At 34.7% G+C, this 12979-nt stretch carries 12 protein-coding genes; 9 read left to right on the plus strand and 3 right to left on the minus strand.

Annotated features, from left to right (window positions below):
* The coding region (locus GJV77_RS03880; protein ID WP_317162544.1) for a group II intron maturase-specific domain-containing protein at positions 1-389 on the plus strand (389 nt) is incomplete at its 5' end.
* A 165-nt stretch (positions 390-554) separates the two neighbouring features.
* Here the strand turns inward: GJV77_RS03880 and GJV77_RS03885 are convergent.
* The gene (locus GJV77_RS03885; RefSeq protein ID WP_155035042.1) at positions 555-1550 is read right to left on the minus strand and encodes a hypothetical protein; all 996 of its coding nucleotides are present in this window, start codon (positions 1548-1550) and stop codon (positions 555-557) included.
* A 130-nt stretch (positions 1551-1680) separates the two neighbouring features.
* On the opposite strand from GJV77_RS03885, the gene GJV77_RS03890 reads away from it, so the two are divergent.
* The 8 genes from GJV77_RS03890 to aroC all read left to right on the plus strand — a co-directional run bounded on the left by GJV77_RS03890 (position 1681) and on the right by aroC (position 10543).
* Positions 1681-3432: an MFS transporter gene (locus tag GJV77_RS03890; protein ID WP_155035150.1), complete on the plus strand. Its 1752-nt coding sequence runs from the start codon at positions 1681-1683 to the stop codon at positions 3430-3432.
* Positions 3433-3570: 138 nt separating this feature from the next.
* Complete coding sequence (locus tag GJV77_RS03895) at positions 3571-4698, plus strand: cysteine desulfurase family protein (protein WP_155035043.1); 1128 nt, start codon at positions 3571-3573, stop codon at positions 4696-4698.
* 153 nt (positions 4699-4851) lie between these two features.
* Positions 4852-6024 (plus strand): AIR synthase related protein, encoded by a 1173-nt coding sequence (locus GJV77_RS03900; RefSeq protein WP_155035044.1) that lies wholly within the window; start codon positions 4852-4854, stop codon positions 6022-6024.
* 12 nt (positions 6025-6036) lie between these two features.
* Positions 6037-6444, plus strand: coding sequence for a Holliday junction resolvase RuvX (gene ruvX, locus GJV77_RS03905; protein ID WP_155035045.1), 408 nt, complete (start codon positions 6037-6039; stop codon positions 6442-6444).
* An 84-nt stretch (positions 6445-6528) separates the two neighbouring features.
* The gene (gene mqo, locus GJV77_RS03910; protein ID WP_155035046.1) at positions 6529-8028 is read left to right on the plus strand and encodes a malate dehydrogenase (quinone); all 1500 of its coding nucleotides are present in this window, start codon (positions 6529-6531) and stop codon (positions 8026-8028) included.
* 180 nt (positions 8029-8208) lie between these two features.
* A complete protein-coding gene (locus GJV77_RS03915) occupies positions 8209-8685 on the plus strand; it encodes a hypothetical protein (protein WP_155035047.1) in 477 nt (158 codons plus the stop codon).
* A 136-nt stretch (positions 8686-8821) separates the two neighbouring features.
* Positions 8822-9364: a YqiA/YcfP family alpha/beta fold hydrolase gene (locus GJV77_RS03920; RefSeq protein ID WP_240142813.1), complete on the plus strand. Its 543-nt coding sequence runs from the start codon at positions 8822-8824 to the stop codon at positions 9362-9364.
* Between the two features lie 105 nt (positions 9365-9469).
* Positions 9470-10543: a chorismate synthase gene (aroC, locus tag GJV77_RS03925; protein ID WP_155035048.1), complete on the plus strand. Its 1074-nt coding sequence runs from the start codon at positions 9470-9472 to the stop codon at positions 10541-10543.
* Between the two features lie 66 nt (positions 10544-10609).
* Here the strand turns inward: aroC and GJV77_RS03930 are convergent, their stop codons facing one another.
* Both GJV77_RS03930 and hutI read right to left on the minus strand, forming a co-directional pair.
* The gene (locus GJV77_RS03930) at positions 10610-11653 is read right to left on the minus strand and encodes a formimidoylglutamase (RefSeq protein ID WP_155035049.1); all 1044 of its coding nucleotides are present in this window, start codon (positions 11651-11653) and stop codon (positions 10610-10612) included.
* Positions 11654-11672: 19 nt separating this feature from the next.
* Positions 11673-12911, minus strand: a complete 1239-nt coding sequence (gene hutI, locus GJV77_RS03935; RefSeq protein WP_155035050.1) for an imidazolonepropionase — start codon at positions 12909-12911, stop codon at positions 11673-11675.
* Between the last annotated feature and the right edge of the window lie 68 nt (positions 12912-12979).

Raw genomic sequence — 12979 nt, forward strand, 5'->3', positions numbered from 1 at the left:
GTAAGCTCAAAGATAAATTAAGAGTAATTACTAAACGAAGTAATGGACAAGGATATGAGAAACTCAAAGCAACATTAAAGATGTATGTAAGAGGTTGGGTGTCCTATTTCAAACTAGCACATATGTCAGATAAGATTAAGCGTATAGATAAATGGCTTCAGTCAAGAATACGGATATTTATATGGAAGAAGTGGAAGAATAATAGGACAAGATACACCAATCTTAAAAAGATAGGTATTAAAGTTAATCAAGCTTATCAATGGGCTAATACCCGAAAGGGTTGTTGTAGTGTAGCCTTGAGTCCCATTTTAAAAACATCATTGAATATTCAGATTCTAAGGAAAGCGGGCTATACATTTCTGAATGACATTTACCTAAAAGTATCGTAAATTAAGAACCGCCATGGTACGGAACCGTATGCCTGGTGGTGTGAGAGGTCGGCTGAAGAAATAATCTTCAGCCTCCTACTCGATTATTATTATTATTATTATTTCTTATTTTTGTTTGAGCTATTACACTCTATGTTATTAAACTTTTTAGTACTTTGTTAGTTGCTATTGAGCAATTTGACCTAGAATAATATTGTTTTTTTGGATTACTTTATCAGCAAATTGGTCTTTGATGAATAGTGCATTGACTAAAGTGATTTCATGAATAAGTTTTCCTTCTTCGCCATTACCAAGGATAGCACGGCGTGAGTTTATGCTTATCTGCCCTTCGTTAGCGATCCATAACTCTTGTAGATGATTGATGTTGTTGTCATTTGATCCAGGGATATTACCAGAGTTAGCACACACTTGATCAATGTTGATACCTGCTTTCCTGTATTGCTTGAAGGTAGCTGTCTTATCCTGACCTAGGTTGATTATTTTAGCAGTTGTTGTTTCCTCTGTAGGAAGATCTGCTAAAGAAAGATTGATAAATAAGGCTTCTTTATCGGATAGTGCAATATATTGATCATTACAGCTGTTGAGTTCTTTTAATGTGTTATCTGTATTGGTAAACTTAAAGTCTAGGGTACGAGCGTCGTAAGTGTATGTGCCAAAGAACATTTTGTCGTATTTGATATTTGTATCGCCCTCTTGGAAATTGACATTCAGTAGTGTAAAGGCATACTGATAAGTCAGTCCAGAACTATTATTTGCATTCTCTTTTACATGAATGACACGTTCAGTGCGCACAGTTCCTCCAGGTGAAGCATGAATACTCGTAGTTACATTTGGAAAAGCAGGTGCGGGGATTTTACAAATATTTTCTTGACTCAGCTTATCGCTGTACTTTCTATACTCTAAAGAGGTGTTTGTTCCGTCAATCGGCGTATCCACAAGTTTGGTTGTAGGATCAGCCATGAGATTATTTGTATCGATTAACAAGAGTAGCGCTTCTTTGTCCTGAATTTTGTAGTGTACTTTTTCAGCACCTGTTGTACTACATTTGTTAACTGTAGTATTTTTGCTAAAATCAATATCGTTATATACTAAATCACCGTCATTACAAGCACTTAATAGTGTTAGTGCTGCAAAGCTAAGCGTGAAGATTACCTTTTTCATACGTTTGGAATAAATCAGTTCAATAGAGGCAAAAATAGTTTTTTCTTTGCATAAAACCTCATTTTTGAATGTTTAAAAGTAGATTTGGTTATCTTTGAAAATGTTAAAACAAATGAAAAAACAACCTCAGATGAGTCAATCTACGATTAAGACCAATTACCCAGCTTTATACACTTTAGTAACAGTGTTTTTCTTTTGGGGATTTTTCGCGGCTGGAAACAGCATATTTATTCCTTTTTGTAAGGCATTTTTTCACTTAGATCAGTTCCAATCTCAGTTAATTGATTTCTCTTTTTATACAGCTTATTACCTTGGGGCTTTAGGGCTTTTCTTAGTGAGTTCGTATAAGCGAAAAGATGTAGTGAATGGTTGGGGGTTTAAGCGGTCTATTGTTTATGGCTTGTTGTTTTCTACTATTGGTGCAGCAGCGATGATTTGGGCAGTACAAGTAAGTGTTTATGCAGCTTTGTTAGTAGGTTTGTTTGTTGTGGCGTTAGGCTTTTCACTTCAACAAATAGCGGCTAATCCCTTGGCTATTAATTTAGGAGATCCGAAGACAGGTACGAGCCGCGTAAGTCTTGGAGGGGGGATTAACTCTTTGGGGACGACTATCGGTCCTTTGTTAATGGCTTATGCTTTGTTTGGTTCTACAACAAGTCTAACCGATGATCAGATTCAACATTTGAGCTTGGATAAGATGGTCTTCTTATATGCTGCAGTAGGTGGATTGTTTTTATTAGCAGCAGCTATGTTTTATTTTTCAAAAAAAATACCTGCAGGGGTTAGTCATGAAAAGATAGAACCAGCACATAAGTCAATTAAGTTACTATTAGTGATGACAGGGTTGCTGATTGCTTTGTTTGTTTCAGTGTTTAGTTCTTATACAAGCGAAGCTTTTTTAGAGGTTGAGCAATTAGAAGCGCAATACAAGCGTCAGTCGGCTGTGTTAGATCAGAAAGAAGCGTTAAGTAAAGATGATCAAGCTTGGTTGTTGGAGAAAAAAGCGGAAATTCTCTCAGCAAAAGCACCTATAGAAAATAAGCGAATTACATTATTATCTGCTGTATTAGTAGTAGTTGCCGGTAGTATTGCCTTTGCTTTTTTTAGAAGTAAAAGGGATAAAGAAGGTTGGGGAGCGATGCAATATCCACAATTACTTTTAGGTATGTTTGGGATATTTGCTTATGTAGGTGTCGAAGTAGGTATTGGAAGTAATCTGGGTGAATTGTTAAAATTAGAAGAGTTTGGTTCTTTGCAATCCTCAGAAATAGCGCCTTATTTATCAATGTATTGGGGGAGCTTAATGATTGGTCGATGGGCAGGAGCAGTTAGCGTGTTTAATTTGAATAAGACAAAGCGTATATTCGCTTTAGTAATCGTTCCTTTTGTTGCATTTGGGGTAGTTTTGCTTGCTAATAGTTTAGCAGGAAATGCAATTGAGCATTTGTATTATTACAGTATCTGTGTAGCTATACAAGTTTTATTTTCATTTTGGAGCAATAATAAATCAGCAAAGACGATGATTTTGTTTAGTCTTTTTGGATTGGTAGCTATGTTAATAGGTTTGTTTAGTACAGGAATGACGGCTATTTATGCATTTTTAGCAGGAGGATTAGCTTGTAGTGTATTATGGCCTGCGATTTTTAATATTTCTATTATGGGATTAGGTAAATATACAGCACAGGGATCTTCGTTTTTGATTATGATGATACTAGGTGGAGGAATAATCCCACCAATACAAGGTAAAGTTGCTGATATTATAGGTATTCATTATTCTTATATTGTGTGCGTGTTGTGTTTTGTCTATTTATTAATCTTTGGGTTAGTAGCAAAAAAAGTATTGAAAAATCAGAATATTGCTATTGATCAGATTGATAAATGATAGAATTGTCAGACTTGTCTTTGAATATTTATAGCAAGTATTGTTTTAAATTTTTAAGGAATTATTACATTTGCGTACCCCGATGAGAAACTAATAAAAAACTAACCATATTTAAGGAATATAAATAAACCAACTATAATGAAACAAATATATTTAGATAACGCAGCTACAACTTCAGTTCGTCCTGAAGTAGTAGAAGAAATGGTAAAAGTATTGAGAGATGATTATGGAAATCCCTCTTCTACTTATGCAATTGGTAGGCATGCAAAATCACTTATAGAAAATGCTAGAAAGACAATTGCTAAACAATTTAATGCAACATCATCTGAGATTATATTTACTTCTTGTGGAACAGAGGCTAATAACTGGATATTGCGTTCGTGTATTCGTGATTTAGGCGTAAAGCGTATTATTTCAACTAAACTTGAACATCATGCAGTATTGTATTCAATTAATAATTTGGCTGAAGAGTACGATGTGGAGGTCGTGTTTTTGGATATACTGCCAAGTAGTGAGATTGATTATACACAGCTAGAAGAGCTACTTAAAGATGAAAGTCAGAAGACATTAGTTTCACTAATGCATGTGAATAATGAAGTAGGAACAGAACTAGATTTAAAGCATGTTGCTCAGCTATGTACGACATACAATGCGTTGTTTCACTGTGATACTGTCCAGTCAATTGGGAAAAAAAGAATTGATTTAGCAGAATTGCCAATTGACTTTATAGTGGCAAGTGCACATAAATTTCATGGACCAAAAGGAATAGGTTTCGCATTTATTCGTAAAAAAAATGTACTGAAACCAGTTATTTTTGGTGGGGAACAAGAGAAAGGACTACGAGCAGGAACCGAAGCGGCTCATCAAGTTGTCGGAATGGCAAAAGCTTTAGAAATGGCTTATGAGTTATTAGATGAGGAAAGTGAACATATAGGTATGCTAAAGGCATATTGTAAAGAGGAACTGTGTAAAGTATTTCCAGAGATTAAGTTTAATGGAAATGAAGTAGGTTTCTATAATATATTGAACGTGTTGTTACCACTATCGGAAGAAAAAGCAGCTATGATGTTGTTTCAATTAGATATGAAGGGAATTGCTGTGTCTCGAGGAAGTGCATGTCAATCTGGAAGCCAAAAACCTTCCCATGTGTTATCACAGTTTTTGTGTGAAGAGGATTTAAAGAAACCAAGTTTGCGCTTGTCATTTAGTCATGAAAACACAAAAGAAGAGATAGATACACTTATAGAAGTGCTACAAGTAATCTAGCTAAATAAGGGAAAAATCTACTGTGGTGATATAGTAGATTTTTTTTGTGCCCAAAAGGTCCTTTTTTTAAAATAAAATGTGTTTGAAGTAAAATAACATTGTTTTACAAAAACATTAGCATTAAATTTGCGCGCAAACAACAACACACTAAATATGAGTTCGAATAATAGATATGCTTTAAGAGGAGTTTCTGCTGAGAAAGAAGATGTTCACAATGCAATTAAAAATATTGACAAAGGATTATTTCCTAAAGCATTTTGTAAAATAATACCAGATCACTTAACAGGAGATGAAGACTACTGTCTAATTATGCATGCTGATGGTGCAGGAACAAAATCATCATTAGCCTATATGTATTGGAAAGAAACAGGAGATCTTTCAGTATGGAAAGGCATCGCTCAAGATGCTTTGATTATGAATATTGACGACTTATTATGTGTTGGTGCTACAGATAATATTTTATTGTCTAGTACAATTGGTCGTAATAAGAACTTAGTTCCGGGAGAAGTAATCTCTTCGATAATTAACGGAACAGAGGAGTTAATAGAAGAGTTAAAAGGTTTTGGTGTAACTATTCATTCTACTGGTGGAGAGACGGCAGATGTAGGTGATTTAGTACGTACAATTATTGTTGATTCAACTGTTACTGCACGTATGAAACGCAGTGATGTAATTGATAATGCGAATATTAAAGCAGGCGATGTTATTGTTGGATTAGAGTCTTTCGGTCAAGCTTCTTATGAGAAAGGCTATAATGGAGGTATGGGAAGTAATGGATTAACTTCTGCCAGACATGATGTGTTTGACCATTCGCTAGCAGCAAAATATCCAGAGAGTTATGACTCTTCAGTACCAGAAGAACTTGTTTACTCTGGAAAGGTTCAATTAACTGATGCAGTTGAAGACTCTCCAATTGATGCAGGGAAGTTAGTTTTGTCTCCAACGAGAACCTATGCGCCAATTATTAAAGCAATATTAAGTAAATATAAATCAGATAGTGTACACGGTATGGTTCATTGTAGCGGAGGTGCACAAACGAAGATATTACACTTCATAGATAATTTGCATATTATCAAAGATAACTTATTTGACGTACCACCATTGTTTAAATTGATACAAGAACAATCGAAAACAGATTGGAAAGAAATGTATCAAGTGTTTAACTGTGGACACCGAATGGAGTTATATGTTAGTCCTGAAATAGCAGAAGATATTATAGCTATCTCAGCGTCTTTTAATGTTAAAGCACAGATCGTAGGTAGAGTGGAAGCAGCTGATAAAAAACAGTTGACAATCAACTCAACACATGGAACATTTGTTTATTAAAAAAGAATAAAAATGGGGAGGTTACTTTCAATTGATTTTGGAGAGAAACGAACAGGTATAGCCGTAACAGATGAATTGCAAATTATAGCTTCTGGCTTAACTACTGTAGAAACGCCAAAGTTGATGGAGTTTTTAAAAGAATATATTTCGAAAGAACAAGTAGAAAAAGTAATAATTGGAGAGCCTAAACGACTCAATAATGAGCCTTCTCAGGTTACCCCTGTGTTAAATGCGTTTATCGAGCAATTTCACAAGCAATTTCCTTCTATGGTTGTAGTGAGAGTAGATGAACGGTTTACTTCTAAGATGGCTTTTCAAACAATGATTGATAGTGGTCTAAAAAAGAAGCAACGCAAAGATAAAGCTTTGATAGATGAGATAGCAGCAACTATCATCCTTCAAGATTATATGAATCAATAATTTGATTAAGATAATTTAAGAAAAGTTTACCCTTTTGCCTTCTTAATTAGAAGTAATTTTGTAGAGAAAAATAAATTAGTAATAATGTCAAGTATACAAAAATCAGAGGCTGATGTTGTTTTAGTAGGTACTGGAATTATGAGTGCGACTCTAGGTGTCCTATTGAAAGAGCTGAAACCAAATTTAAAAATAGAGGTTATTGAGCGTCTCGACAGTCCAGCTGCCGAAAGTTCCGATGCAATGAACAATGCTGGAACAGGACACTCTGCGTTTTGTGAATTAAACTATACGCCTGAAAAAGCTGATGGAAGCATCGATGCTACTAAGGCAATTAATATTGTTGAGCAGTTTGAGGTATCTCGACAATTCTGGACATATTTGTTGAAAAAAAATGTCTTAAAGAATCCAAAAACATTCATTCATTCAGTACCACATATGAGTTTTGTATGGGGAAAAGACAATGTTAGCTTTTTGAAGAAGCGTTTTGAGGAATTGCAAAAGTACCCTTTGTTTCATGGAATGGAGTATTCTGATAATCCGGAGAAGATTAAAGAGTGGGCACCATTACTTATGGAAAACAGAGATGCTAATGAAGAATGTGCCGCAACTCATATGCCATATGGTACGGATATGAATTTTGGAGACTTGACACGTCAAATGTTTTCGCACTTAGGTGAAACAGATGGAGTAAATATTACATTTAACAATCAGGTGACTAATCTAACGAGAGTTGGTAAGAAGTGGAACGTAGCTTCTACAGATAGAAAGTCTGGAGCTAAAAGAGAAATTAGTGCTGACTTTGTCTTTGTAGGTGCAGGAGGTGGAGCTATTTTATTACTACAAAAAGCAGATATACCTGAAAGTAAAGGTTTTGGAGGATTCCCTGTTGGAGGTGAGTGGTTGGTTTGTCGTAATCAAGAGATTGTACAAAAACACTTGGCCAAAGTTTATGGTAAGGCATCAGTAGGAGCACCTCCTATGTCTGTACCTCACTTAGATACTCGTTATATCGATGGAAAACAATGTTTATTATTCGGTCCTTATGCTGGTTTTTCTACTAAGTTTTTAAAACAAGGGTCTTATTTTGACTTGATCAAATCGCTTGAGTTTAATAATATTGGGCCTATGTTAGGTGCTGGTTTAAGGAACTTAGATTTGACAAAGTACTTGATTGAACAAGTGTTGCAGTCAAATAAATCAAGACATAAAGCCTTAAGAGCTTATTATCCTGATGCAAAAGAGGAAGATTGGACGTTAGAGCATGCTGGTCAACGTGTTCAAGTAATAAAGAAAGACCCTAGTGGTAAGGGAATTCTACAGTTTGGTACTGAAGTTGTAGCCTCTGGAGATGGAAGTATTGCAGCTTTATTGGGTGCATCACCAGGAGCGTCAACAGCGACTTCTATTATGCTGAAGTTGTTAGCAAAGTGTTTTAAAGATGAATTCGAATCTGACCAGTGGCAAGCTAAGTTTAAAGAGATGATACCATCTTTTGGACTAAGCTTAAATGAACATCCTGAACTAGTATCAGAAGTTCGTGAGAAGAGCTCAGAAGCTTTAAAAATATACCCACATAATAATTAGTGGGAACTTACATTATATAAAGATAGGCCTCCTTTAAATAGCAATATTTAGGGGAGGTCTTTTTTTGCCTTTTGAGGTTATAATATATTGTTAATTCGTTTGTACTAGTGTCCTAATGCATTGTTTATTGTTTTGTTTACCAATAAAAAAGCGTATTTTTATAATAGAAAACATACAAATATGGAAAATAAAGAAAATTCAAATAGAAGAAAGCAACCTATTCTGGATGATATCTTCGATATGGCAAAAGAGGTTGTAGGAGATTTGTCAAAAGGGCTAAAAGAAGTAGGTGATAATGCTGATAAGATAGAAGCTTTTCTGAAAGTGGGATTAGATAAGTTCAGAGACAAAGCAGGAGAGACTTATACTAAAGTGAAGGAAGAAGGAAAGGAAGCATGGGAAGAGTTTAAGGAAGAATATGATGAAGCAAAAGTTAAAGCTGATATTGTTTATAAACGTGCAAAAGCAGAAGGCTTTGCTACTTGGGAAGAGTTTAAAGATAGCTTTCAAGATGTTCGAGAGGATATCAAGAAAGAAAGTGAAGAAGTGCTGAATCACGTTAAAAATATGTATGAGAAGAAGAAGAATGGGGGGTATGATACTTATGAGGATGTGACAGATATACACGAACAAGACAATCAAGATAAAAAACAATAGAAAAAGATAAGATTCTAAAAATATGTTTATTTCTTAGGTCAATTTACCGATTAGAAGGTAAGTCTGGATATAGGGACTTACTATATAGTGTTTTTAGAAATATTATCGTACATTAACTATTAAATTGAAGTTAGCTATGATAATGATTTATTTTCACGGGTATGGTTCAGATAAAACTTCCCGTAAATTTTTAGACTGTAAAGAATTGTTTAAGAATTCATCTAGCTTTTGTGTTGAGTGGACGCCAGAATCTGATATAGAAGGAATACTCAATGTGGTAGAAGCTGGATTAGCAGAACAAGAGCAAGTGATTCTAATTGGTGATTCTACTGGTGCTAATTTAGCTTATCAGTTGCGCGATAAGCGTAAAGAAAAAGGATTAAAATCTGTATTAGTACTATTAAGTCCTTTATTAGAATTAGACGCTCGTTTGAACACTAAGCTACTGTTTAGTGATAATTTGAGAGAGAATATTGTAAAGATTACTAATCCTGAAGATGCCTTTATATTAATCGGTAAACAAGATGAGGTGTTAGATTATACAGGACTACAAGATAAAATCACCTATAATACGGAAATATTGTTTGTGGAAGACTCTCATCGTTTGCCAAAATTTAGAGATTACTTAGGGTATATTAATTACTATGTTCAACGAAAGTTGAAGTTTGAATATTTCTAAGAGATGGAATGTAAAAAAGCAGAAGAAGTACTTATTCTGCTTTTTTTATTGCTTTGTAGTAGAGTTTTTTTAGAAAAGTAGTAAACTTGTAATAAAATATAGTAAATGGCAGGTAATACATACGGAAAACGTTTTCAACTTACAACATTTGGTGAATCACACGGTGAGGCTATCGGAGGAGTTATAGATGGTTGTCCAGCAGGTATTTCATTAGATATGGATTTAATTCAATTCGAATTGGATCGACGTAAACCAGGACAATCGAAGATTGTTACTCAACGTAAAGAGGCTGATGAAGTTCGTTTTCTTTCAGGTATATTTGAAGGTAAAACGACGGGTACTTCAATAGGTTTTATAATTGAAAATACTAATTCAAAATCGAAAGATTACGATCATATAAAAGATATATATAGGCCAAGTCATGCAGATTATGTTTATGATCAAAAGTATGGACATCGTGATTATCGTGGTGGAGGGCGTAGCTCTGCTAGAGAGACTGCTTGTAGAGTAGTTGCTGGTGCTATAGCTAAGCAAGTATTAAAGGAGTTGAAAGTGACAGCTTATGTTTCTTCAGTAGGTGATCTGACGGTAACTAAACTGTATCATGAATTAGACTTTAGTGAGATTGAGAAAAACCCTGTGCGTTGTGCTGATCCGGTAATAGCCATTGCTATGGAAGACTTAATTAAAACTGTAAAGAAAGATGGTGATTCTATAGGAGGTGTTATTACCTGTGTTATACAAGGAGTTCCTGTAGGATTGGGCGAGCCAGTATTTGATCGTTTGGATGCTGAATTGGCAAAAGCCATGATAGGAATAAACGCAGTAAAGGGAATTGAGTTTGGTCGAGGGTTTGCTGCAACACGTATGCGAGGGAGTGAACACAATGATGAAATTCTTGTAGGAGGAACAACAAAGACTAATAATGCTGGAGGAATAGTAGGGGGCATAAGTAATGGAATGGATATTTATTTTAATGTAGCTTTTAAACCTACCGCAACATTGATGAAAGACCAAATGTCTATAAATAAGAATAACGAAGAGGTGATAGTACAAGGTAAAGGAAGACATGATGCTTGTGTCTTACCTAGAGCTGTGCCAATTGTGGAAGCCATGGCAAGTATTGTGATGCTGGATATGTATCTAGAACAATATGGAAAACAAGGAATAGATAAATAGATTGATATTATAAAGAAAAACTAAACAAGGACTAATCACAATTGATTAGTCCTTGTTTAGTTTTGTTTATATCTTTTCGTTATTTGCTTTAATAAAGTCAGTTACTAGAAAGGAGATTAATTTACCTACGAGGTTCTTATTTTCAGGATAGTCTAAGGTAGGTGCGCCCTCACAAATATGTAAATAAGTTGCGTTCTTTGACTTTCCAAAGAAATGGATAAATTGACGCGCTTTTTCAGTAGCAAAGCCAGTAGGTGTTATTGCACTGCTAGCTACTAAACGTATTGCGTCTAGATCAATTTCTATACCATAAGGATTGTATTCTATGTGTTTTTGAGCAATATTTAGTTCTGTTTCGAAAGATTTTTCACCTCTTACATTCATTTGCTCAAAAGTGTTGTATTTAACTCTCTCAGCATTTGCTTTAATATTCATAAACACACTTTTTGATGTGTAGTTTTCATGTAGTCCAAAGATGAAGTAATTTTTAAGGAAGCCTTCTTCGAAAGCATAGGAAAAACCATTTCCACTATGTCTTCCTTCCAATGGTCTAAAATCAGTATGTGCATCAAAATTAATAGCATTTATTGCCTTTCCTTTAGCTAAAGCGCTTCCTTTGATATTTCCGTATGCATTATTATGCCCTCCACCTACAATAATGGGAAGCTTTCCTGCACGAACTATTTTGGTTACTATGTGAGATACTTCTTTATCAATTAACTGTACTAATTCAAAAAGTCTTTTTCTATGTTCTTTGTTGGATGGGTTCAGATCATTAGCTTCTTTTATTTCCTTTTCAAAATCTAAATGACCTAAAACAGTGACCCAACTGCCTTTACAGAATCGATTGTGCTGGATATTTAAGAAAGCACTTAAAAACGATTCCCATGCAGAGTTGGTTCCAGGTCTTCCAAAGTTTGCCTTTACGCCAATATCTTCTGGTATGCCAAGTACTACGTATTTAGTCTCTTGAAGTTTTAGCTCTTCTTCCCAATTTGCTGTAGGTGCTAAAAGTTGCACTTTCTCTCCAAACTTTATTTCACCATGTCTGAAATTAGTATAGTTTATTACTTCCTGTTTGGAAAGTACTTTTAATTTTACTATTGGCATAATCTCACAATTTGTTAGGTTATTGTATTTTACCTTTTAGAATAACTTTATCGATGTTATTTGTACCAAAGGCGTATGGTAATTCATAAAATGAATGCAATGGTTTAGTAATGATTAGGTTTGCTTTTTTACCAACAGTAATACTACCATATTCTTTTTCTATACCCATTGCATAAGCAGCATTGATAGTTGCAGCATTAATAGCTTCTTCTGGTGTCATTTTCATTTTAATACAAGCTGTTGATACTACGAAATTCATATTATGTGATGGCGTGGTTCCTGGATTAGAGTCCGATGCTAAAGCTAATGGTAAACCTGCATCTATTATTTTTCTCGCTGGGGTATACGGAATAGAAATAAAAAATGAACACGTTGGTAATGCGACAGGCATCGTTTTACTATCCTTTAAAATTGCGATATCTTCGTCATTGACAATCTCAAGATGGTCCACTGATAGGGCTCCATTATCTACACATGTTTTAATTCCTCCAATAGTGGTGAATTGATTGACGTGCACTTTGGCAATCATTCCGTGTTTTTGACCTGCTTGTAATATTTGTGCAGTTTCTTCATTGGAGAAATAGCCTGTTTCTAAAAACGCATCAATAAAATCAGCTAGTTTTTCTTTTGCTATAGCAGGAATCATTTCATTGATTATTTGATCGATGTAGCCTTGGTGATTATCTTTAAATTCCGATGGAAAAGCATGTGCTCCTAAGAAAGTAGCTTTTATTTCAATAGGGTAATTTTCTTTTAAACGCTTGATTACACGTAGCATTTTTAATTCAGATTCGACTGTTAATCCATACCCAGACTTTATTTCTACGGCTCCTGTTCCTAAGCTTATAACCTCTTCTAAGCGCTTTTTAGATTGATTGTATAATTCATCTTCTGTGGTTTCTTGTAGTTTTTTAGCAGAATTAAGAATTCCTCCTCCGCGATTGAATATTTCTTCATAACTAAGACCATTGATGCGATCGACAAATTCTAGCTCTCTATTTCCTGCATAGACTAGATGGGTATGACTATCTATCCAAGTAGGCAAAACTGTTTGTCCAGTAGCGTCAATGATAGTGTCAAAATCTTCTGAAGTGTCCAAATTCTCCATTTTTCCAAAGGAAGCAATGTGTTCTCCTTCTAAGATAAGATAGGCATTGTCTAATTGAGGGAGTGTTTTCATATCTGCTCCAGCTAATTTATCTACCTGTTCTGTTCGTATTTGAAGTAATTCTTTTATATTTTTGATTAATACTTTCATGTACTTTTATTCTAATGGTTACTTTAGTGCGTGAAGTTAATTATCATTAATTGTTTAAACAAAAATAA

It is taken from the genome of Myroides pelagicus, assembly GCF_009711055.1.
Taxonomy (GTDB): Bacteria; Bacteroidota; Bacteroidia; order Flavobacteriales; family Flavobacteriaceae; genus Flavobacterium; species Flavobacterium pelagicum.